General features: G+C 69.7%; 22 protein-coding genes and 1 pseudogene. 8 read left to right on the top strand and 15 right to left on the bottom strand.

Going from position 1 to position 19,597, the window contains the following annotated elements:
- Positions 1 to 48: 48 nt before the first annotated feature.
- The 3 genes from lipA to WT53_RS28970 form a co-directional block, all read right to left on the bottom strand.
- Complete coding sequence (gene lipA / locus WT53_RS28980; RefSeq protein WP_006499067.1) at positions 49 to 1,041, bottom strand: lipoyl synthase; 993 nt, start codon at positions 1,039 to 1,041, stop codon at positions 49 to 51.
- Positions 1,034 to 1,789, bottom strand: a complete 756-nt coding sequence (gene lipB / locus WT53_RS28975; protein ID WP_060262480.1) for a lipoyl(octanoyl) transferase LipB — start codon at positions 1,787 to 1,789, stop codon at positions 1,034 to 1,036. The genes lipA and lipB overlap by 8 nt, the downstream gene beginning before the upstream one ends.
- Before the next feature lie 84 nt (positions 1,790 to 1,873).
- Positions 1,874 to 2,200 carry a DUF2917 domain-containing protein gene (locus WT53_RS28970; RefSeq protein WP_060262527.1) on the bottom strand — a complete coding sequence of 109 codons (327 nt, stop codon included), beginning with the start codon at positions 2,198 to 2,200 and terminating at the stop codon, positions 1,874 to 1,876.
- A 102-nt stretch (positions 2,201 to 2,302) separates the two neighbouring features.
- Here WT53_RS28970 and WT53_RS28965 point away from each other — a divergent pair, with 102 nt between their 5' ends.
- Entirely contained in the window at positions 2,303 to 3,292 is a 990-nt protein-coding gene (locus tag WT53_RS28965; RefSeq protein WP_006485238.1) for a transcriptional regulator GcvA, read from the top strand.
- A 22-nt stretch (positions 3,293 to 3,314) separates the two neighbouring features.
- Here WT53_RS28965 and WT53_RS28960 read toward each other — a convergent pair whose 3' ends face one another.
- From WT53_RS28960 to WT53_RS28915, 10 genes are all read right to left on the bottom strand, one after another.
- Positions 3,315 to 3,623, bottom strand: coding sequence for a YbeD family protein (locus tag WT53_RS28960; protein WP_011546305.1), 309 nt, complete (start codon positions 3,621 to 3,623; stop codon positions 3,315 to 3,317).
- Positions 3,623 to 4,549, bottom strand: coding sequence for a D-amino acid aminotransferase (locus tag WT53_RS28955; protein WP_034208484.1), 927 nt, complete (start codon positions 4,547 to 4,549; stop codon positions 3,623 to 3,625). The genes WT53_RS28960 and WT53_RS28955 overlap by 1 nt, the downstream gene beginning before the upstream one ends.
- 48 nt (positions 4,550 to 4,597) lie before the next feature.
- Positions 4,598 to 5,908 carry a D-alanyl-D-alanine carboxypeptidase family protein gene (locus WT53_RS28950; RefSeq protein ID WP_060262478.1) on the bottom strand — a complete coding sequence of 437 codons (1,311 nt, stop codon included), beginning with the start codon at positions 5,906 to 5,908 and terminating at the stop codon, positions 4,598 to 4,600.
- Positions 5,909 to 6,447: 539 nt separating this feature from the next.
- On the bottom strand, positions 6,448 to 7,092 hold the full coding sequence (locus WT53_RS28945; protein ID WP_034208487.1) for an alpha/beta hydrolase: 645 nt from the start codon (positions 7,090 to 7,092) through the stop codon (positions 6,448 to 6,450).
- Positions 7,093 to 7,105: 13 nt separating this feature from the next.
- The gene (locus WT53_RS28940; protein WP_034208488.1) at positions 7,106 to 7,423 is read right to left on the bottom strand and encodes a ferredoxin; all 318 of its coding nucleotides are present in this window, start codon (positions 7,421 to 7,423) and stop codon (positions 7,106 to 7,108) included.
- A 155-nt stretch (positions 7,424 to 7,578) separates the two neighbouring features.
- Positions 7,579 to 8,730 (bottom strand): VanZ family protein, encoded by a 1,152-nt coding sequence (locus WT53_RS28935; protein ID WP_060262475.1) that lies wholly within the window; start codon positions 8,728 to 8,730, stop codon positions 7,579 to 7,581.
- 19 nt (positions 8,731 to 8,749) lie between these two features.
- On the bottom strand, positions 8,750 to 9,373 hold the full coding sequence (locus WT53_RS28930) for an ABC-type transport auxiliary lipoprotein family protein (protein ID WP_060262525.1): 624 nt from the start codon (positions 9,371 to 9,373) through the stop codon (positions 8,750 to 8,752).
- Positions 9,374 to 9,411: 38 nt separating this feature from the next.
- Entirely contained in the window at positions 9,412 to 10,341 is a 930-nt protein-coding gene (locus tag WT53_RS28925; protein WP_034208490.1) for an MlaD family protein, read from the bottom strand.
- A gap of 17 nt (positions 10,342 to 10,358) precedes the next feature.
- A complete protein-coding gene (locus WT53_RS28920; protein WP_059781390.1) occupies positions 10,359 to 11,273 on the bottom strand; it encodes an ABC transporter ATP-binding protein in 915 nt (304 codons plus the stop codon).
- Positions 11,270 to 12,394: an ABC transporter permease gene (locus WT53_RS28915; RefSeq protein WP_059781388.1), complete on the bottom strand. Its 1,125-nt coding sequence runs from the start codon at positions 12,392 to 12,394 to the stop codon at positions 11,270 to 11,272. The genes WT53_RS28920 and WT53_RS28915 overlap by 4 nt, the downstream gene beginning before the upstream one ends.
- 313 nt (positions 12,395 to 12,707) lie before the next feature.
- On the opposite strand from WT53_RS28915, the gene WT53_RS28910 reads away from it, so the two are divergent.
- The 7 genes from WT53_RS28910 to WT53_RS28880 all read left to right on the top strand — a co-directional run bounded on the left by WT53_RS28910 (position 12,708) and on the right by WT53_RS28880 (position 18,700).
- On the top strand, positions 12,708 to 14,777 hold the full coding sequence (locus WT53_RS28910; RefSeq protein ID WP_060262473.1) for a bifunctional 2',3'-cyclic-nucleotide 2'-phosphodiesterase/3'-nucleotidase: 2,070 nt from the start codon (positions 12,708 to 12,710) through the stop codon (positions 14,775 to 14,777).
- 8 nt (positions 14,778 to 14,785) lie between these two features.
- Positions 14,786 to 15,631, top strand: coding sequence for a tetratricopeptide repeat protein (locus WT53_RS28905; RefSeq protein ID WP_060262471.1), 846 nt, complete (start codon positions 14,786 to 14,788; stop codon positions 15,629 to 15,631).
- A 234-nt stretch (positions 15,632 to 15,865) separates the two neighbouring features.
- Positions 15,866 to 16,399 (top strand): hypothetical protein, encoded by a 534-nt coding sequence (locus tag WT53_RS28900; protein ID WP_034208495.1) that lies wholly within the window; start codon positions 15,866 to 15,868, stop codon positions 16,397 to 16,399.
- Between the two features lie 124 nt (positions 16,400 to 16,523).
- The gene (locus WT53_RS28895) at positions 16,524 to 17,444 is read left to right on the top strand and encodes a biotin--[acetyl-CoA-carboxylase] ligase (RefSeq protein WP_034208496.1); all 921 of its coding nucleotides are present in this window, start codon (positions 16,524 to 16,526) and stop codon (positions 17,442 to 17,444) included.
- Positions 17,441 to 18,241, top strand: a complete 801-nt coding sequence (locus WT53_RS28890) for a type III pantothenate kinase (RefSeq protein ID WP_034208497.1) — start codon at positions 17,441 to 17,443, stop codon at positions 18,239 to 18,241. The genes WT53_RS28895 and WT53_RS28890 overlap by 4 nt, the downstream gene beginning before the upstream one ends.
- Positions 18,242 to 18,275: 34 nt before the next feature.
- On the top strand, positions 18,276 to 18,473 hold the full coding sequence (locus WT53_RS33935; protein WP_034208498.1) for a hypothetical protein: 198 nt from the start codon (positions 18,276 to 18,278) through the stop codon (positions 18,471 to 18,473).
- Positions 18,458 to 18,700: a hypothetical protein gene (locus WT53_RS28880; RefSeq protein ID WP_034208499.1), complete on the top strand. Its 243-nt coding sequence runs from the start codon at positions 18,458 to 18,460 to the stop codon at positions 18,698 to 18,700. Before WT53_RS33935 ends, WT53_RS28880 begins: the two co-directional genes overlap by 16 nt.
- Before the next feature lie 16 nt (positions 18,701 to 18,716).
- On the opposite strand, the gene rfaE2 is transcribed toward WT53_RS28880, so the two are convergent.
- Together rfaE2 and WT53_RS28870 are read right to left on the bottom strand one after the other, a co-directional pair.
- Positions 18,717 to 19,202: a D-glycero-beta-D-manno-heptose 1-phosphate adenylyltransferase gene (gene rfaE2, locus WT53_RS28875; protein ID WP_034208500.1), complete on the bottom strand. Its 486-nt coding sequence runs from the start codon at positions 19,200 to 19,202 to the stop codon at positions 18,717 to 18,719.
- Between the two features lie 161 nt (positions 19,203 to 19,363).
- A pseudogene (locus WT53_RS28870) lies at positions 19,364 to 19,597 on the bottom strand (ferritin-like domain-containing protein); the annotation flags it as partial.

Below are 19,597 nucleotides of genomic sequence, written 5' to 3'. Positions count from 1 at the left end.
GGGCTTTCGGGACTGCGGGTCTTGCGCGGATGGAGGCAAACGCGGTGCTCAGACCACCCCCGCCCCATGCGCCTGCAGATCGGCGTGATAGCTCGAACGCACCATCGCGCCGACGGCCGCGTGCGTGAAGCCCATCTTGTACGCCTCTTCCTCGTACATCTTGAACGTGTCCGGATGCACGTACGCGCGCACCGGCAGGTGGTGCTCGGACGGCTGCAGGTACTGGCCGATCGTCAGCATGTCGACGTCGTGCGCGCGCAGGTCGCGCATCACCTGCAGGATTTCCTCTTCCGTCTCGCCGAGGCCGACCATCAGCCCCGACTTCGTCGCGACGTCCGGATGCAGCGCCTTGAAGTCCTTCAAGAGCTTCAGCGAATGCGCGTAGTCCGAACCCGGGCGCGCTTCCTTGTACAGGCGCGGCACCGTTTCGAGGTTGTGGTTCATCACGTCGGGCGGCGCCGCGTTCAGGATCGAAATCGCACGGTCGAGACGGCCGCGGAAGTCCGGCGTCAGGATCTCGATGCGCGTGTCGGGCGACTGCTCGCGCACTTCGCGGATGCACTCGACGAAGTGGGCGGCGCCGCCATCGCGCAGGTCGTCGCGGTCGACGCTCGTGATCACCACGTACTTGAGCTTGAGCGCGGCGATCGTGCGTGCGAGGTTCTTCGGCTCATCCGCGTCGAGCGGATCGGGCCGGCCGTGGCCGACGTCGCAGAACGGGCAGCGGCGCGTGCACTTGTCGCCCATGATCATGAACGTCGCGGTGCCCTTGCCGAAGCACTCGCCGATGTTCGGGCAGCTCGCTTCCTCGCACACGGTGTGCAGGTTGTGCTCGCGCAGGATCGTCTTGATCTCGTTGAAACGCGAACTGCCGGTAGCCGCCTTCACGCGGATCCACTCCGGCTTCTTCAGTTTTTCGATCGGAATGACCTTGATCGGGATGCGCGCCGTCTTCGCCTGCGCCTTCTGCTTGGCGGTCGGATCGTAGGCCGGGGTCGCGGCCGTATCGGCCGGTGCGGGAGAAGCGGTAACGTCAGTCATTCGATTGTTCCAGTGCGTGCGGCTTGTCGGCGGCCGCGGATGCGCCGTCGAGGTTGGCGATCAGACGGCCCACCAGCGTGTGGGCGACGTCGTTCCAGTCGGCGGCAACCTCGAGGCTCGCCATGTCGACGGTTTCCAGTCCGGCATAGCCGCACGGATTGATCGCGAGAAACGGGCGCAGATCCATCTTCACGTTCAGGCTCAGCCCGTGATAGCTGCAGCCGTTGCGGATCTTCAGGCCGAGGGCCGCGATCTTCGCGCCCTCGTGCACGCCGGATGCCACATAAATCCCGGGCGCGCCCGCCTTGCGGACCGAAGCGAGATTATACGCCGCGAGGGTGTCGATCACGGCCTGCTCGATCTTCGTCACGAGCGTGCGCACCATCAGCTTGCGCCGGCGCAGGTCCAGCAGCAGGTAGACGACGATCTGGCCGGGGCCGTGGTAGGTGATTTGTCCGCCGCGGTCGACCTTCACGAGCGGCACGCCGCTGTCGGCCACCAGCAGGTGCGCCGGGTCGCCGGCCTGGCCGAGCGTGTAGACGGGCGGATGCTCGACCACCCAGATCTCGTCGCCGGTGTCGGCGGTGCGCGTGTCGGTGAACGCGCGCATCGCGTCGAAGCTCGTCTCGTAGGCCTCGCGGCCCCGCCACCGCACGGTGACCGGCTGAGCCAGCTGATCCAAGGCTCCGGCGGGCGATGCGGAAACGGCGACAGGCGTGGACACGATGGAAACCGGCGAAACGGACATGGGCGGTAGTTTACCGAAAACCCGTGGGTCTCGCCGGCCTTGGGTGGGGGACGGATCGCCGGTATCCGTCGGACGAAACGACGGTCAGACGGTGCGCCAGCCGTCGTGGACCAATGCAGCGACGCGTTCGCGCAACCGGCCCAGCCCGCCGAGCGCGACTTCCCGCGGCGGCCGCGACACCGAGAACGCGACGCGCGCGCCCTCCCGGCTTTCCGCGCTGAGCCACAGCCGCTCGCCGCGGCGCAGCTTGAGCGTCTCGCCGTCGACCAGGAAGTAATCGTCGACGTCGTTGCTGCGCGTCGCCCAGACCGGCCCGCACTGGACGATCAGCCGCGTGCTGCGTTGCACCTTCATCGGCACGGTCTCGCCCGCGGGAATTTCGAAGGTGATGCTTGAAGAGATTTCTTGCATGATCGACTCCGCCAATAAGTGCTTCGATGGCTACAATCGTAGTCACTCGAAGGCGCCCGACCAAACGACCAATTTTCACGTCGATGTGAGGAAAATTAGCAAATGGACCTCCGCCAGCTCCCGGCGCTGAACGCGATTCGCGCGTTCGAAGCCGCCGCCCGCCACGAGAACTTCTCGCGCGCCGCCGACGAGCTGTTCGTCACGCACGGCGCGGTCAGCCACCAGGTACGCGCGCTCGAGGAAGAGCTCGGCGTACAGCTGTTCACGCGCAACGGCAAGCGGCTGTGCCTGACCGACGCCGGCATGCGCTACGCGCAGCAGATCCGCACCGCGCTGATGGTGATCGCCGACGCGACGCGCGACGTGCGCGCGAGCGACCGCGACCGGCGGCTGGTGGTGTCGATGCTGTCGTCGTTCGCCGCGCGCTTCATCACGCCGCGCATCGGCACGTTCATCGAGCGGCATCCGGAAATCGACGTCGAGCTGCAGTCGACCAACTCGCTCACCGATTTCGCGCGCGACGACGTGGATCTCGCGATCCGCTTCGGCTTCGGCAGCTATCCGGGGCTGCACGTGGAGCCGCTGTTCGAGGAGGTGTTCTTTCCGGCGTGCGCGCCGACACTGAACGGCGGCAAGCTGCCGCAGACGCCCGCCGATCTCGTGCACTACCCGCTGCTGCGCTCGGACGACGAGCTGTGGCGGCCATGGTTCGACGCGGCCGGGCTCGACACGCTGACCGAGCCGAAACGGGGCATTCTGTACCAGGATTCGTCGAACCTGCTGCTCGCCGCGATCGAGGGCCAGGGGATCGCGCTGGTGCGCCGCTCGCTCGCGGTGCACGACCTGCTCGACGGGCGCATCGTGCGCCTGTTCGACATCGACGGGCCGAGCCCGTGGCACTATTTTTTCGTGTGTCCGCCGCCGCTCTTGAACACGCCGCGCGTGCAGGCGTTCCGGACCTGGCTGTTCGAGGAAGTCGCCGAATACAAGCGTCTGTGCGACGAGCTGGACGCGCGGCGCGCGGCGGGGAAATGCCCCGCCGAGTGCGCGCTGGAGGGCGGATGGAAAGGGATCAGCGGCCGTTTGCGCTGATCCCGGACTGCCGGAACGGGCGTTAGAGCACGACCTTGACCATCGGATGGCCGGTCAGCGCGCGGTAGATGTTGTCGAGCTGCTCCTGGCTCGTCGCGCGCACGGTGATCGTGAGGCCCGTGTAATTGCCGCCGCTCGACGCGCGCTCCTCGATCTTCTCGACGTCGATCTCGTTGTCGTGAACGGCCACGACCTTGAAGATCGTGTCCTTGAATTCGGGGTGCGCCTTGCCCATGATCTTGATCGGGAAATCGCACGGAAACTCCAGCAGCGACTCCTTCCGGGTTTCGATCGCGCCGGTGACCTCGACGGTTTTGGTCGGTTCGCTCATCATTTTCTCCGGGTTAGGTCAAACTGTTCAAACTCGCGCGCCTTCGCACGCTGGTACGCGTCGTACAGCGCCGCGAACACGGGGCCCGGCTTGCCGCCCTGCACGGGCAGATCGTCGAGCGACGTGACGGGCAGGATTTCCTTGGTGGCCGACGTGATCATGATTTCGTCGGCCGAACGCAGCTCGACCTCGCTGATCTCGCGCGCGACGAACCGGATCCCGCATTCGTCGGCCAGTTGCTCGACCAGCGCGTAGCGGACCCCTTCGAGGATCTTGTTGCTGCGCGGCGGCGCGAACAGTTCGCCGTTCTTCACGATCCACACGTTCGACGACGAGCCTTCGGTCACGTTTTCGTCGCGCAACTGAATCGTCTCGAACGCGTCGCGTTCGGCCGCATGCTGCGCCATCAATACGTTGCCGAGCAGCGAGATCGACTTGATGTCGCAATGCAGCCAGCGGCGATCCTCGGCCGTCACGCAGCGCACGCCCTTCGCGCGCTCCTCTTCCGACGGCAGGCGCAGCGGGCTCGTCATCGCGAACACCGTCGGCACCGCGTTCGCCGGGAACGCGTGGCCGCGCTTCGCGACGCCGCGCGTCACCTGCAGGTAGACGAGCGCGTTGCCGTCGCCGAGGCCTTCGGCGTTCGCCGCGACCACCCGCTCGATCAGCGCGCGCCAGCCGGCCGCATCGTGCGGGTCGTCGATGCCGATCTTCTTCAGGCTGCGCGCGAGCCGCTCCAGATGCTGTTCGATCCGGAACGGCACGTGCGCGCCGTCGTGCGCATACACGGGGACGACTTCATACACGCCGTCGCCGAAGATGAACCCGCGGTCGAGCACCGGCACACGGGCTTCGGACAGCGGTACCAGTTCCTCCTGCGACGAGACGCTGAGGTAGACGATCGGTTCGAATTCGGCTTGGCTCATGGCTATGACAGATGGGGATGAAGTCGTGAAAACAAAGGCCCGTCGCGCTTACTTCTTCTTGCTGAACATCAGCAGGATCGAGTCCCAGATACGTCCGAAGATACCCGCTTCCGGCACGGCCTGCAGTGCCACGACCGGGAATTCGGACAGCGTCTTGCCGTCGGCGACGATCTTCACGGTGCCGACCCGCTGGCCTTGCGCGAGCGGCGCGATCAGCGGCGCGTTGACGTCGACTTCGGTCTTGACCTTGTCGCCGAGGCCGCGCGGCACGGTCGCCCATTGGTCGGCGCTCACGCCGACCTGCACGGTGTTGTCCTTGCCCTTGTAGAGGCGCGGCGTCGCGATCGCCTGGCCGCCCTTGAACAGGCGCACCGAGTCGAACGCGCTGTAGCCGTAGTTCAGCATCTTCATGCTGTCCTGCGTACGGTCGCTTTCCTTCTGCTCGCCCATCATCACCGACACGAGGCGGCGCTGGCCGTCGACACCCGGGATCGCGCGCTTGGCCGACGCGATCAGGCAGTAGCCGGCCGCCTGCGTATGGCCCGTCTTCAGGCCGTCGACCGTCGGGTCGAGCCACAGCAGCCGGTTGCGGTTGCCCTGGCGGATGTTGTTGTACTTGAATTCCTTCTCCGAGAAGATCCCGTAGTACTGCGGAAAATCGCGGATCAGGTGCGCGGACAGCTTCGCGAGGTCGCCGGCCGTCGTGTAGTGGTTCGGGTCGGGCATGCCGTTCACGTCGGCGAAGTGCGTGCCCTTCATGCCGAGGCGCGCGGCCTCGTCGTTCATCATCGTGACGAACTGCCCTTCACTGCCGCCGACGAGTTCGGCCAGCGCGATCGCGGCATCGTTGCCCGACTGGATGATCATCCCGTACACGAGGTCATGCACGGACACCGGCTTGTTCGCCTCGATGAACATGCGCGACTCGTCGCGGCCGACGCGGCGCACCGCGTCGCTCGGCGTGACGATCTGCTCCATCGAGATCTTCTTCTTGTCGAGCGCCTCGAACACGAGGTACGCCGTCATCAGCTTCGTCAGCGACGCCGGCTCGACGCGTTCGTCCGCATTGCCCGATGCGAGCACCGTGTTGCTCGTCGCGTCGACGAGCACCCACGAGCGTGCGTTCACGCCCGGCGGCGGCACCGCGCCCGGCATGTAGGTCGCGGGCGCGCCGGTGGACTGCTCGGCGGCCGGCGCCGCATGCGCGGCCTTGGCCTTGGCGGCCGGCTTCGCCTCGGCGACGACGATGGTCGATGCGAGCGCGACGGGCAGCATCACGCCGAGCGCGACGTTGCGCGCGGCGGTGCCGAAGGCGATGGAGGAAGCGAGGGACTTGAGGCCTTGGGAAGACAGACGCATGATCGATTCAGGCTGATGGCAGAAAGTGCGGTGCGAAACGCGCAGGGTTGAACGGCAAGGCGGCGGGCGTTTCGGGCACTCGCCCGACACTGTCGGGCGACGCGAAACGCGCCGGTTGGACTCGTGCGGACGCGTTCGGTTCGCGGCCGTCGCGAGCGGGCGGACAGGCGGCGAAACGAGCGCCGCATGGGCCCAGCCGGGCCGCGGGCAACGCGGAATGCGGCCATTATACGTGGCCGCGAACGGGGTTTTCGCGAACTTGGCCGCCGAACGCCCGCATGCCGGCTGCGCGCGCATCGCGCGGCGACGCATCGGGCACGCGCGCTCGACGCCACGCGACGGGCGGGCGCGAGCGGCGTGCAACGCGCGTCGCGCCGGCGTGCGGCAAGCGGAGTGCGGCGCGGTGCCGCGTGAAGTGCGGGGAAGGGTCGCGCATCGTCCGGCCGGGCGACGGTCGCGGCACGGGCCGCCGGCGCTTGCGCCGGCGCCCGCATGCGGGGCTAGGGACCGCGCACGCTAATGACGGGCTTGCGCCGGCCCTAGCGCCACGCGTCGACGATGATGCGCTTCAGCACGTGCAGCTTGCGATGGAGGAAATGCTCGGCGCCGGGGATCACGACGACCGGCAGCTCCTGCGGCCGCGCCCAGTCGTACACCGACGCGATCGGCACCGTGTCGTCGGTTTCGCCGTGGATCACGAGCGTGTTCTCGGGCACGTCGGCCACCTGCCAGCGGCTCGCGGCCGTGCCGACGAACACCATCCGCTCGATCGTCTCGCCCGCGTCGCGCAGGCGCTTGGCGACGTGCGACAGCACGAAGGTGCCGAACGAGAAGCCCGCGAGCACGAGCGGCAGGTCCGCATACGCGGGCTGGGCGCGCATGTGCGCGAGCACCGCGAGCAGGTCGTCGGCCTCGCCGGCGCCGTTGTCGTGCACGCCTTCGGTCGCGCCGACGCCGCGGAAGTTCGACCGGTAGACGACGTAGTTCAGTTGCACGAGCGTGCGCGCGAGCGTCTGCGCGACCTTGTTGTCCATCGTGCCGCCGAACAACGGATGCGGATGCGCGACGAGCGCGATGCCGCGCGGCGCGGCGCCGCCTTCGCGCACGACGTCGGGCAGGTCGACCGCGATTTCGATCTGGCCGATCGGGCCCGCGATCAGCGATTTCTGCGTATGAACGTTCATTCGGCCGGCCCGCTCAGATCTTCAGGCGCTCGACGACCTTGCCGTCGCGCAGGTGCGACTCGACGATCTCGTCAATGTCGGCCCGATCGACATACGTGTACCACGTGCCTTCCGGATACACGACCATCACCGGCCCTTCCTCGCAGCGGTCGAGGCAGCCGGCCTTGTTGATGCGGACCTTGCCGGGCCCCGCGAGACCGAGTTCCTTCACGCGCTTTTTCGCGTATTCCTGCATGGTCTGCGCGTCGCATTGCGCGCAGCTCGGGCGCTCGGCGCCCGGTTCGCGCTGGTTCAGGCAGAAGAAGACGTGGTGCTGGTAGTAGGAATCCATGATGGTGACGTGCGGCCCGGCGCAAGGCCGTGCGGAAAGAAGGGCGATGAATTGCCGTTACGCGAAGCGGCAACGGAGGATGCGGACGATTATAGCGACCGGCGCACGCGGCTGCCCGCGGCACGGCAGCCGCCGCACGGGCCCCGGCTGCCGCGTCAGCGGCGCAGCGCGGCCGGCAGCCACGCGTGTTCGACGCGCTGGCCGAGCCAGATCAGCGCCGCGTAGGGCCAGATCCACGCGAGCCAGCGCGCGATGCTGTTGAAGTGCACGTAGCGGCCCTGCCGCCACCCCGACAGCGTGAAGTCGAAGAACGGATTGACCGGCAGCAGGTTCACGAGCGCGACGCCGGCCAGCAGCGCGAGCGCCGCGAGCATCGCGCGCCACGTCGCCGGCACGCGCAATGCGACGAGCGCCGCCGCGAAACCCAGCTCGATGCCGAGCCGCGCGCCGGGCGTCGCCCACACGACGACGAGGCCGGTGGCCGACTGCATGAACGTCGCGGCCGCCTTCAGCACGAGCGTGGCGACCACCAGCGCGACCAGCAGCCGGATGCGCGGCGCGCGCGGGCGCATCGCGAGCGACGCGATCGCCAGCGCGGGGAACAGCATCAGCCCGCCGAGCACGGCTTCCCACGCGGAATCCGACAACCAGCCGTCGACCCGCTCGGGCCATTCGCTGACGTGCCACGCGGCCGGTAGCCACGCGAGCAGCGCGTCCTGCATCGACGCGTCGGCGCGCTCCCACAGCGCGGCCGGCCAGTCGCCGATGCCGAACAGGAACGGCGACGGAAACACGATCGCGAACGGCCACAGCGCAGTGAGCAGCAACGGCGTCGACCCGTCGGCCTCCAGCCACGCGAAGCGCAGCCGGCGCAGCACGCCGCGGTCGAGCAGCGCGCCGGCGGCCGGCGCGGCGAGCGCCGCGCCCAGCAGCGCGCCGAGCGCGTTCGCGCCGAGATCGAGATTCGACGCGACGCGCGTCGGCAGGTAGGTCTGCAGCGCCTCCATCGTCCCCGACAGCAGCACGCCGAGCACGCTCGCAATCAGCGTCGCGGCCACGCCGCGCCAGCGCGGGTGCAGCGCGAGCACGCCGAGCGCGCCGAACGGCAGATAACCGAGCACGTTCGTGACCACGTCGAACGCCGTCACGTAGCGCTGCATCGGCGCGAACAGGTAATCGAACGGACCGATGCCGAGCGACGCCCAGCCTTCGAACGGATACAGCGACGCATAGACGATCAGCGCCGCGTAGGCGGCAAACGCCTGCCGCGCGAGCGGCGACGCGCGATGCGTGCCGGGCGCGCTCATCGCGGCTGCCCGCCGGGCGTCACGGCGTGCCCGCGTACGCCTGCACGCCGACCCACGCGGCGATCTGCGACACGAGTTCGTCGCTGGCCGCCGCGAGCGCGCGCGCGCCGCCGGCCGCGTCGGGCGTGCTCGACGGCGCGCGCGCGACGAACGTGCGCTGGCCGAGCACCTTGCCGTCGAGCATCAGCGTCGCGCGCGCGGTCACCGCGCCGTGGCTTTGCGACTGCCCGTCGAAGACCTGTTCGAATTCGCTCAGGTCGACCTTGAGGGTCGGCGCGCGCACGCCGTCGGTCCCTTCGAGCACCGTGCCGCGCGACGACAGCGCGCCGCGCAGCCGTTGCGTGAGCAACTGCGCGGGCGGCGCGGTCCAGCGGCTGTCGCGATAGACGGCCACGTGCTGCGCATCGGCGTACGCGAGGCGGTACGCGAACTTGTCCGTATCGAGCGCATCGGGCGCGGCGACGTCGAGCACCTTCAGCGCGGGGCCGGCCCCGGTGGTCGCCACCGACGACACGGGCCCGAGGTCGTAGCGGATGTTCGACAGCACCGCGTTGTTGCCGGCGCAACCGGCCGCCAGCGCGAGCGTCAGCGCGGCAAGCGCGGCCGCGGCCGGGCGCAGCGCGCGGTCAAGGATTCGTGGCATGGCGTATTCCTGCATGATGTTTCCGGTTTCGATGGACGTCATTGCCCGGCCGTCGCACCCGGCCAGACGAAGCCCGCTTCGCCGGGCCCCGGCGCCGCGCCGGGCGATCCGAACAACAGACTGCGCGGGTTGCGGCCGAGTTCGCCGGCGACGTCCTTCAATTGCCGCGACGCATCGCCGACGCTGCCGGCCAGCGCATTGAAGCGCGGCAGCGTGTCGTACTGCACGCGCGCGTTGAGCCCGTTCAGCGCGACGCCGACCTGCTCGGCGGCCGTGCCGGCCTTGTTCAGATTCGACACGAGCGGCCCGTTCGGCTGCAGCAGCGTGTTCGCCGACGCCATCGCGCGGTTCACCTCGTGCATCGTCTCCGGCAGCGCGGCGACCGCCGGGCCGAGCTGCTTCGTCAGCGTCGCCGCGCCGTCGGCCGCGTGCTGCAGGCTTTCGGCGGTCGCGCGCAACTGCTCGCGCATCTCGGGCGACATCAGCGCGTTCGCGCTTTTCGCCGCGAGTTCGAGCTGCCGCAGCAGCACGTCGCCGCGCTCCTGGATCTGGTCGAACAGGCTCGGCCGCATCGGAATCTGCGCGATCGACTTCGGCGACGACGGCAGCGGCGACAGATCGCGCCCCGTATCCTCGAGCTGCACGAACGCGATGCCCGTCACGCCCTGGAAGCCGAGGCTGCCGTAGGTCGACTGCGTGATCGGCGCGTCGTGATCGACGAGGATGCGGATCCGGATCTGACCCGGATGCGTGCGATCGAAGCCGATCGACTGCACCTTGCCGACGTCGAGGCCGCGAAAGCGCACGGCCGCGTCCGGGAACAGCCCCGTCACGTTGGTGCGCGCGAGCAGGTCGTACGGCACGCGCACGGTGCGGTCGACGTTGAACCAGAACACGGTGCCCGCGATCGCGAGCGTCAGCGCGATCGTGAACAGGCCGGCCCAGAACGCATGTGATTTGTTTTCCATTCGCGGGTTCCTTGCTTCTACAGCTCGACGCTCGACAGCGCCGGTTCGAGGGCCGCCTTCGGCAGCTTCGCGCGCCGCTCGGGCGGCAGCGCCTGCAACGCGCGGCGCCCGCGCAGCCCCAGGAAATATTCGTGGATGAACGGGTGGTCGACGTTCGCGGCCTCCTCGACGGGCGCGGCGACCAGCACCTTGCGGTCGGCCAGCACCGCGACGCGCGTCGACAGCGCGACCATCGTATCGAGGTCGTGCGTCACCATCACGACGGTCAGCCCGAGCGTGCGGTGCAGCGTCGCGATCAGCTCGACGAATTCGTCGGAGGCCTGCGGATCGAGGCCGGCCGTCGGTTCGTCGAGGAACAGCAGCTCGGGCTCCAGCGCGATCGCGCGCGCGATGCCGACCCGCTTCACCATCCCGCCCGACAGCGCGGCCGGCATCTTCGACGCGTGCTTGCACGGCAGCCCGACCATCTCCAGCTTCAGCATCACGATGTCGTGCAGCAGGTCCGGCGGCACGCGGCCGAGCTCGCGCAGCGGCTGCGCGACGTTGTCGAACACCGTCATCGACGAGAACAGCGCGCCCTGCTGGAACAGCATCCCCGAACGCGTGCGCATCATCCGCGCGCTCGCGTCGTCGATCGTCGCCGTATCCTCGCCGAACACCTTGATCGTGCCCGACGTCGGCCGTTCGAGGCCGAGGATCTGGCGCACGAGCGTCGTCTTGCCGGAGCCCGAGCCGCCGACGATCGACACGATCTCGCCGCGCCGCACGTCGAAGTCGAGCTTCTGGTGAACGATGTTGCGCCCGTAGCGCTTGGTCAGGTTGCGCACCTCGATCACTAGGTCGCCGGCATCGGCGGCCGCGTCCGGCCGGGAGCCGACCGACCCGGCGCCGATCGCCGCGGCATGCGCGGTCGTTTCGTTCGATGCGTTCATCCGAGCCCCACGTTCTGGAACAGGATCGCGAACACCGCGTCGGCGAGGATCACGACCGTGATCGACGACACCACCGACGTGGTCGTGCCTTCGCCGAGGCTCTGCGAATTCGCCTTGATCCGGAAGCCGAAATGGCACGCGACCAGCGCGATCAGCATGCCGAACACGACGCCCTTGCCGACGCCGATGTACAGGTTCGCGATCGGCACGACGCCCGGCAGCGAGCGCACGAAGTAGTTGATGTCGATGCCGAGCACGAACTTCGCGGCGAGCGCGCCGCCCGTCAGCGCGATGATGTTGGTCCACATCACGAGCAGCGGCATCGCGACGCCGAGCGCGAGCACGCGCGGCAGGATCAGCCGCAACCCGTGCGGGATGCCCATCACGCGCATCGCGTCGAGCTCCTCGGTCACGCGCATCACGCCGATCTGCGCGGTGATCGCGGAGCCCGAGCGGCCCGCGACGAGAATCGCCGACAGCACCGGGCCGAGCTCGCGGATCACCGACAGCCCGAGAATGTTCACGATGTAGCGGTTCGCCCCGAACATCTGCAACTGCTGCGCGGACAGGTAGCTGAGCACGATGCCGATCAGGAAGGCGACGAGCGCGGTGATCGGCAGCGCCTGCGCGCCGGCGCTGTAGATGTTCGCGGAGGTTTCCCGCCACGGCATCGTCCGCGGGCGGCGCAGCACCGACAGCGCATCGAGGATCACGAGGCCGAACATCGCGATGCCGCCCTGCAGGTGTTCGCCGAACGAGAAGATCGCCTGGCCGAGCCGCGTGACGGGATCGAACCGCACGATGCGCTCGGGCGCCTCGCGCTGGCTGTCGAGCCGCTCGATGCGCTCGAAGATCGTGCGCTGCGTGGCGCTCAGCGCGACGCCGGCCGGCAGCTTGCGGCCCCACACGCGCCACAGCGCCTGGCCGCCGACGTGATCGAGCCGCTCGATGCCGGACAGATCCCATTCGCTCACGCGCCCGGCGGCGATGCTCGCGATGCGGCGCGCCACGGCGCCGCGGTTGCGCGCGAGCGACAGCGCGGTCCACTGGCCGGTCAGGCGCACCGTCTGGCCCTGGCCGCCGGCGTCGACCGACAGGCCGGGAGGAGTCTCGAAGTCCAAGGGCAGGTTGTTTGCAAAAGGATGACAGCGGCCATTGTAGCGAACCGCCCGACGCCGCGACGTGAGGATTTCCGGCGCGGCGTCGGGGGCGCGGCTCGCAGCCGGGAGCGTCGAGCCCGGGGCGCCGGCCGGCCCCGGCCCCGGCCCGACGCCGCCGCCGGCCGCGGCCCGCTGCCGGCATCGCAACCTTTCATTGTTCCGTCACGTTTCCTTTCGATACTCTCACGCGCCGCACCTCAGGCCGTCGGCGCACCGCGCCGCCATGCGTGCGTACCTCGCGCTTCATAAAACAGAACACCGAACAGGACAACCGATGCGTCTCCCCCCGCTTTCCCGCCGCCACGTGCCGGCCGCCGCCGCGCTCGCCAGCCTCGCCTTCGTCCTCGCCGGCTGCGGCGGCGACGACGTCACCGCCACGCCGCCGTCGCAGCCCGAGGCCCAGGCGCCCGTCGGCACGACGGCCACGCTCGCGCTGCTCGAGACGACCGACCTGCACACCAACGTGCTGTCGTACGACTATTTCAAGCTCGCCGCCGACAATTCGCTCGGCTTCGAGCGCGTGTCGACGCTGATCGCGCAGGCCCGCAAGCAGTACCCGAACACGCTGCTGCTCGACAACGGCGACACGATCCAGGGCACCGCGCTGTCGGACTACCAGGCGCTCGTGAAGCCGGTGGGCTGCGACCAGACGCTCGCGATCTACAAGGTGATGAACGCCGCGAAATTCGACGGCGGCGGGATCGGCAACCACGAGTTCAACTACGGGCTGCCGTACCTGTCGCAGGTGACCGGCAACACGTTCGAGGTCGACGGCCTGCCGGCGCCGGCCCAGCAGAAGAAGTGCGCGGGCCCGAACTTCCCGCAGGTGCTCGCGAACGTGATCAGCGCGAAGACCAACGCGCCGCTGTTCACGCCGTACACGATCCTCACGCGCACGGTGACGGCCACGACGCCGGACGGCAAGACGGTCAGCGCGCCCGTGAAGATCGGCATCATCGGCTTCACGCCGCCGGCGATCATGAACTGGGACAAGCGCTGGCTCGACGGCAAGGTCTACACGACCGGGCTGAAGGAGGCGGCCGAGAAGTACATTCCGGAAATGCGCGCGAAGGGCGCCGATCTCGTCGTCGCGATCTCGCACGGCGGCCTCGACAATGCCGCGTACTCGCCGACGATGGAAAACGGCAGCTGGTGGCTGTCGAAGGTGCCCGGCATCGACGCGATGCTGATCGGCCACTCGCACCAGGTGTTCCCGGACGCGAACAGCACCGTGTCGCAGTTCAACCTGCCGGGCGTCGACAAGGTCAAGGGCACCGTCAACGGCGTGCCGACCGTGATGGCCAACTACTGGGGCAAGCATCTCGGCGTGATCAAGCTCGGCCTGAAGTTCGACGGCAAGACGTGGACCGTCGACAAGTCGCAGACGACCGTCGAGGCGCGGCCGATCCAGAACGCCGACAAGAGCTACGTCGCCGCCGACCCGTCGGTCTCCGCCGCGATCGCCGCCGAGCACCAGGCGACGATCGACTACGTGAAGACGCCGATCGGCTCGACCGACTACCGGATGAACTCGTACTTCGCGGACGTCGGCGATCCGGGCGCGATCCAGATCGTCAACGAGGCGCAGGCCGACTACGTGAAGACCTACGTGCAGGCCAACCTGCCGCAATACGCGTCGCTGCCGGTGCTGTCGGTCAGCGCGCCGTTCAAGAGCGGCTTCGGCGGCGGCACCGACTACACCGACGTCGCGCCGGGCGCGCTCGCGATCAACAACGCCGCCGACCTGTACCTGTATCCGAACACCGTGTACGCGGTGAAGGTGAGCGGCGCCGACGTGAAGAACTGGCTCGAGACCGCCGCGAAGCGCTTCAACACGATCGACCCGACGAAGGCGACCGTGCAGCCGCTCGTCAGCACCTTCCCCGGCTACAACTTCGACATGTTCACGTCGGCCGATCTCGCCTATGAAATCGACGTCACGCAGCCGGTCGGCAGCCGCATCCGGAACCTGACGTACAAGGGCGCGCCGATCGACCCGAACGCGCAGTTCATCGTCGCGACCAACAACTACCGTGCGAGCGGCGGCGGCAACTTCCCGGGCCTCGACGGCAGCAAGACGATCTTCGCGTCGCCCGACGCGAACCGCGACGTGCTGATCGCGTTCATCAAGAAGCGCGGCGCGATCACGCGCGCGGCCGACGGCGCGCAGCGCAGCTGGCGCTTCACGAAGCTCGCGAGCTCGGTCGCGCACGTGCGGTTCGCGTCCGCGCCGAACCGCCTCGGCGACGCGACGGCGGCCGGCCTGACCGGCATCACGCAGGTCGCGGCCGACGACGGCTCGGGCAAGAACCTCGCGACCTACGAGATCGACCTCACGCAATGAGACACGCGATGCAACCGATCCGGACGATGCGGCCCGCCGAAACCGGCTTCGCCGCTGCCGCGCGGCGCGTGCTGCGCGCGAAGCTCCCGCCCGCCGCGCTGCTCGCGGCGGCGGCCGTGACCGTCGCGGCCGTCGTCGCGGCGACCGGCCTGCGCGGCGCCGGCCCCGCGCCGAGCGCCGCGCAACTCGACGAATGGCAGGCGATGGTCGCGCAGGCGACCGAGCCGCATGCGCTGGCCCAGTTGCGCACGCTCGCGCGCCGCGGCTCGGGCGCCGCGCAGGCGGCGCTCGGCATCGCGCTCGTCGATGCGCACGAACCGGGGCTGCGCGACGAGGGGCGCGGCTGGCTGGAAACGGCCGCGGCGGCGCACGACGCGGCCGACGCGCCGGCTGCACGGCGCGCGCAGCTCGCGCTCGGCAAGGCGTTGCTGCTCGGCAGCGGCGACCTGCCGAAAGACTATGCACGCGCACGTGCGCTGCTCGGCGCCGCGGCCGAACAGGGCGACCCGGCCGCCGCGTATTACCTCGGGCTGATCTACCGCAGCGGCTACGGCATCGCCGCCGACCCGGTGCAGGCCGCGCACTGGTTCGACATCGCGTCGCGCGCGGACATCCCGGCCGCCGACTTCATGCTCGCGAACGCGTACCGCGACGGCAGCGGCGTGCCGCGCGACGACGCGCGCGCGCTCGCGCTGTATCGCCGGGCCGCCGAACACGAGCTGCCGGAAGCCGTGCAGACGCTCGCGATGGCCTATCGCAACGGCGAACTCGGGCTCGAGCCCGACGCGGACGAATTCCACGCGCAGTGGATCGAGACCGCGCATGCGCTGAAGCATCCGGTGGTGGCGCCGTGACGGACGTCGACGGCGCACGCACGACCGCGCGGTAGCGTAACGGCGGCTTGCCCGACGAGCATGATCCGTCGCGTCGTGCGTCGAACGCGCGCAACGGCGCTCGATGCGCGGCGCGCGATACGCACGCCGGTCGCCGCGCCGCGCAGCCTGTCGGTTTTCGCAGCTCGATACACGTGCGGCGATGCCTTAACATGCCGCCTCGCATTCACGATAAAACCTGAGAGGCCTTCATCCATGTCGCATCGCCTGTCCTGCCTGCGCGCCGCCATCGGCGCCGCCGTCGCTGCCATTCCGCTCGTTTCGCTCGCCGCACCGCCGGCGCCGCCCGACATCTTCAACGCCGCGCTGTGCAAGCCGCCGTTCACGTCGGACCTGATGGACGCGATCTACAACGCCGCCAAGGCGGCCGATCCGAAACCGGACAACTCGATGCTGGGTGCGGCGGTCTATCGCCTGCCCGAGCCGATCCGCCGCGACGGCTTCACGACGCAGCACGTCGTGTTCGTCGCCACCGGCATCGGCGTACTCGTGGAAGGCGAAGTCGCCGACCAGCTCGCCAAACGCTACGCGCTCACCCGCGAGAAAGGCCACCTGCTCGGTGCGTCGTCCGTCGGCTATTCGCGCCGGCTGAACGTCCGCGGCCCGGGCGGCGCGCTGATCCTCGTGTCGGCCCGCCAGGGTCCGGCGCTCAAGGGCAACACGCTGCTCGCCTGCGAAATGACGAGCGAGGAAGACATCAAGGCGCTGGAACAACAGGGGCAACACTGAGCGGCTTGGCGCCGGTCCGGCGGGCAGCCCGGGCGCGGTGCGCGCCCGGGCTGCGGCCGTACACCGGCCTGTCGCACGCACGGCCCGGCGCGCGCCGACGCCCCCTGTCGCTACAATAGGCGCCATGAACGCCCCCACCTCCTCCGACACGCCCGATTCCGGCGACGCGCACATCGCGCGCAACCGGCTCGAGGCGCACCTGGACGCCGCGCCGCGCGCGTGGCCGCTCGACATCGTCGCCGCTACCGGCTCGACCAACGCCGACGTCGCCACGCGGCTCAAGGCGCTGCCGCGCAGCGCGAACGCGTTGCCCGCGCCGCTCGTGCGCGTCGCATTCGAGCAGACGGCCGGTCGCGGCCGGCAAGGCCGCCCGTGGTTCGCGCAGCCCGGCAATGCGCTGCTGTGCTCGGTCGGCTGCATCGTGCCGCGCGCGGTCGACGCGCTCGGCGGCCTCAGCATCGCGATCGGCGTCGCGCTCGCCGAAGGGCTGGCCACGCTGCCGCTCGACGCCCGCATGCGCGTCGCGCTCAAATGGCCGAACGACCTGCTGCTGACGACCGACGACGACGGCACGCCGCGCATCGTCGGCAAGCTCGCCGGGATTCTGATCGAAACCGTCTGGACCACCGCCGACGCCACCGCCGTCGTGATCGGCTTTGGCATCAACGTGCGCGGCGCGGAAGCCGTCGCCGCGCAGGTCGACGCGCTGCGCGCGCGCGAAGCGACGCTCGCGAGCGGGCTGCCGCCCGCCGCGCTGTCGATCGCGTGCGCGTCGGCGAACCTCACCGATACGCTCGCCGCGTCGCTGAACGCGCTCACGCCGGCGCTCGCGCAATTCGGCGCCGACGGCCTCGCGCCGTTCCTGCCGCGCTGGCACGCGCTGCACGCGTACGCGGGCCGCGAAGTCGTGCTGCTCGAACAGGGCGTCGAACGCGTGCGCGGCATCGCGACGGGCATCGATGCCACCGGCCAGCTGCTGCTCGACACGCCGGACGGCGTGCAGGCGATCGCGGCCGGCGACGTGTCGCTGCGCGAAGCGCAATGAACGAACCGCACCTGCTGATCGACGCCGGCAACAGCCGGATCAAGTGGGCGCTCGCCGACGCGCAGCGCACGCTCGTCGACACGGGCGCGTTCGGCCACACGCGCGACGGCGGCGCCGATCCCGACTGGTCGCGCCTGCCGCGTCCGCGCGGCGCATGGATCTCGAACGTCGCGGGCGCGGACGTGGCCGCGCGAATCGACGCGCTGCTCGACGCACGCTGGCCGGGCCTGCCGCGCACGACGATCCGCTCGCGGCCCGCGCAATGCGGCGTGACGAACGGCTATACGACGCCCGAACAGCTCGGCAGCGACCGGTGGGCCGGCCTGATCGGCGCGCACGCGGCGTTTCCGGGCGAGCATCTGCTGATCGCGACGTTCGGCACCGCGACGACGCTCGAGGTCCTGCGCGCGGACGGCCGCTTCACGGGCGGCCTGATCGCGCCGGGCTGGGCGCTGATGATGCGCGCGCTCGGCACGCACACCGCGCAGTTGCCGACGCTGACCACCGATATCGCCAGTGGCCTGCTCACAGGCGCGCAGGCCGAACCGTTCCAGATCGATACGCCGCGCTCGCTGTCGGCCGGCTGCCTGTACGCGCAGGCCGGCCTGATCGAACGCGCGTGGCGCGATCTCGTCGACGCGTGGCAGGCGCCGGTACGGCTCGTGCTGGCAGGCGGCGCGGCGGACGACGTCGCGCGTGCGCTGACGGTCCCGCACACGCGGCACGACGCGCTGATCCTGTCCGGGCTCGCGTTGATCGCCGCGGACACGGCCGGCCCGGCGACGGCGCAGGATTGAAGCAAATGCGCCGGCATCGCGCCGGCGCGTGGCGATGCCGGCCGAACCGGGCACAAGCGTGCACAAGCGGGCCCGCATCACGCCGACGACGCAGTACGCGCGGCGCCGCGCCAGCGGCTCGCACGAACGGTCGACGGAAGCCATGAAAAAGCCGGCCATGCGGCCGGCTCGACTGAACGACGTGAATCACGTCGATGACGACAAGGAGTTTCGACGATGCTGCGCTGGCTGATCGCTGTTCTCTTTCTCGCCAACCTGCTCGCGTTCGTGGCGGCGCGCGGCGTGTTCGGGCCGCTGCCGGCGGCCGGCCCGCGCGAACCCGGCGTGCTGGCGCGGCAGGTGCGGCCGGACGCGCTGCGCGCGACGCCGCTCTTGCAAGCGACCGACCAGCCCGTCGTCGGCGGCCCGATCGCGGCGCCGGCCGTCACGACCGCACCGCTCGCGGCGTCTGCTCCGTGACGGCGCCGCGTCGCGCTCAGGGCCGTTGCGCGCGCACCTTCTTCAGCAACGCAGTGGTCGAGCGGTCGTGCTCGAACGGAATCGCCAGCGCCCGGCCGCCCCAGCCGCGCACGAGCGCGGATTCCGGCAGCGCATCCATGTCGTAATCGCCGCCCTTCACGAGGATGTCCGGACGGACGGCCTCGATCAGCGACACGGGTGTCTTTTCCCCGAACGTCACGACCCAGTCGACGCTTTCCAGCGCCGCCAGCAGTGCCGCGCGATCTTCTTCGCGGTTGATCGGCCGGTCGTCGCCCTTGCCGAGCATGCGCACCGACGCATCGCTGTTCACGCCGACGATCAGGCAGGCGCCGAGCGCTTTCGCATCGGCAAGGTACGTGACGTGACCGCGATGAAGGATGTCGAACACGCCGTTGGTGAACACGACGGGCGACGGCAGCGACGGGCGCAGCGCGACGAGGGCATCACGGGTGATCAGCTTGCGTTCGAAGGTGGCGGACATGATGGAAATCGGACGGAATGAACGACGGCGCGCGCGACGGCGGCGCCAGATAAAAAGCCCGCCGGACCGGCCGGGCGGGCTTCATGCAGCGAACGCGGCACGGTGCGGCGAGCCGGGCGCGAGCCAGGCGTGACTCGCGCCGCCGCCGGCACCCGCCGGCCTCAGGCCGGCTGCGCGGCCGACGACGGGCCGCTTTCGGCCTGCAGGCGGCTGGTGACTTCCTTGCGATAACGGTTCAGCTCCTGCGCGGTCGCGAACGTACGCTCGAACAGGATCGACAGGTTGTGCAGGATCCGCTCGACGACCTTCTTCTCCCACTCGCCGTCGAAACGGATCTGCTCGTCGAGCCAGCGCTCGAGCCATTCCGGATCCGGCAAGCGCGACTGCACCGTGTC

The sequence above is a fragment of the Burkholderia sp. MSMB2157WGS genome (assembly GCF_001532755.1).
Lineage (GTDB): Bacteria > Pseudomonadota > Gammaproteobacteria > Burkholderiales > Burkholderiaceae > Burkholderia.
The sequence above is the reverse complement of the archived record's forward strand: the minus strand, read 5'-3'. Positions and strand labels throughout refer to the sequence as shown.

Excerpts from the sequence above, each read along its gene's own strand:
- WT53_RS28930 (WP_060262525.1), bottom strand. The coding sequence starts at position 9,373 with ATGCCACGAATCCTTGACCGCGCGCTGCGCCCGGCCGCGGCCGCGCTT.
- lipA (WP_006499067.1), bottom strand. The coding sequence starts at position 1,041 with ATGACTGACGTTACCGCTTCTCCCGCACCGGCCGATACGGCCGCGACC.
- WT53_RS28935 (WP_060262475.1), bottom strand. The coding sequence starts at position 8,730 with ATGAGCGCGCCCGGCACGCATCGCGCGTCGCCGCTCGCGCGGCAGGCG.
- WT53_RS28970 (WP_060262527.1), bottom strand. The coding sequence starts at position 2,200 with ATGCAAGAAATCTCTTCAAGCATCACCTTCGAAATTCCCGCGGGCGAG.
- WT53_RS28925 (WP_034208490.1), bottom strand. The coding sequence starts at position 10,341 with ATGGAAAACAAATCACATGCGTTCTGGGCCGGCCTGTTCACGATCGCG.
- WT53_RS28895 (WP_034208496.1), top strand. The coding sequence starts at position 16,524 with ATGAACGCCCCCACCTCCTCCGACACGCCCGATTCCGGCGACGCGCAC.
- WT53_RS28900 (WP_034208495.1), top strand. The coding sequence starts at position 15,866 with ATGTCGCATCGCCTGTCCTGCCTGCGCGCCGCCATCGGCGCCGCCGTC.
- WT53_RS28965 (WP_006485238.1), top strand. The coding sequence starts at position 2,303 with ATGGACCTCCGCCAGCTCCCGGCGCTGAACGCGATTCGCGCGTTCGAA.
- WT53_RS28920 (WP_059781390.1), bottom strand. The coding sequence starts at position 11,273 with ATGAACGCATCGAACGAAACGACCGCGCATGCCGCGGCGATCGGCGCC.
- WT53_RS28950 (WP_060262478.1), bottom strand. The coding sequence starts at position 5,908 with ATGCGTCTGTCTTCCCAAGGCCTCAAGTCCCTCGCTTCCTCCATCGCC.
- WT53_RS28880 (WP_034208499.1), top strand. The coding sequence starts at position 18,458 with ATGCTGCGCTGGCTGATCGCTGTTCTCTTTCTCGCCAACCTGCTCGCG.
- rfaE2 (WP_034208500.1), bottom strand. The coding sequence starts at position 19,202 with ATGTCCGCCACCTTCGAACGCAAGCTGATCACCCGTGATGCCCTCGTC.
- WT53_RS28910 (WP_060262473.1), top strand. The coding sequence starts at position 12,708 with ATGCGTCTCCCCCCGCTTTCCCGCCGCCACGTGCCGGCCGCCGCCGCG.
- WT53_RS28905 (WP_060262471.1), top strand. The coding sequence starts at position 14,786 with ATGCAACCGATCCGGACGATGCGGCCCGCCGAAACCGGCTTCGCCGCT.
- WT53_RS33935 (WP_034208498.1), top strand. The coding sequence starts at position 18,276 with ATGCCGGCCGAACCGGGCACAAGCGTGCACAAGCGGGCCCGCATCACG.
- WT53_RS28940 (WP_034208488.1), bottom strand. The coding sequence starts at position 7,423 with ATGGATTCCTACTACCAGCACCACGTCTTCTTCTGCCTGAACCAGCGC.
- WT53_RS28960 (WP_011546305.1), bottom strand. The coding sequence starts at position 3,623 with ATGAGCGAACCGACCAAAACCGTCGAGGTCACCGGCGCGATCGAAACC.
- WT53_RS28955 (WP_034208484.1), bottom strand. The coding sequence starts at position 4,549 with ATGAGCCAAGCCGAATTCGAACCGATCGTCTACCTCAGCGTCTCGTCG.
- WT53_RS28945 (WP_034208487.1), bottom strand. The coding sequence starts at position 7,092 with ATGAACGTTCATACGCAGAAATCGCTGATCGCGGGCCCGATCGGCCAG.
- WT53_RS28890 (WP_034208497.1), top strand. The coding sequence starts at position 17,441 with ATGAACGAACCGCACCTGCTGATCGACGCCGGCAACAGCCGGATCAAG.
- lipB (WP_060262480.1), bottom strand. The coding sequence starts at position 1,789 with ATGTCCGTTTCGCCGGTTTCCATCGTGTCCACGCCTGTCGCCGTTTCC.